Genomic DNA, 497 nt, shown 5'->3' on the forward strand with positions numbered 1-497 from the left:
GCTGGAAACCACCGACGTGGCGATCCTGTCCACCGCCCAGGTGACCAGCCTGACCGCCACCCAGGTGGCCGGCCTCAGCACCACCCAGGTCAGCGCCCTGGAGACCACCGACGTGGCGGCGCTCTCCACCACCCAGGTGGCCGCCCTGACCACCACCCAGACCGGCGCCCTGACCACCACCGCGCTGGGGGCCATCGAGACCACCGATCTGGCGGTGCTGACCGCCACCCAGATCAACGCGCTCTCCACCACCAACGCGGCGGCCCTATCCACCGCCCAGGTGGCGGCCCTGACCACCACCCAGGTGGCCGGCCTCAGCACCACGACCCTGAACGCGCTGTCCACCACCAACGTGGCCGGGCTGTCCACCACCCAGGCGGCGGCCCTGACCTCGGCCCAGACGGTCGGTTTGACCACCACCCAGTTGGGCTTCATCGAGACCACCGACCTGGCGGCGATCACCGCGACGGCCATCAACGCCTTCACCACCACCAACC

1 pseudogene is annotated in these 497 nt (G+C 70.8%); it reads left to right on the forward strand.

The annotated features are described in order from the left end of the window. A pseudogene (locus H261_RS25660) lies at positions 1-497 on the forward strand (beta strand repeat-containing protein); the annotation flags it as partial.

Source organism: Paramagnetospirillum caucaseum, from assembly GCF_000342045.1.
GTDB classification, from domain to species: Bacteria; Pseudomonadota; Alphaproteobacteria; order Rhodospirillales; family Magnetospirillaceae; genus Phaeospirillum; species Phaeospirillum caucaseum.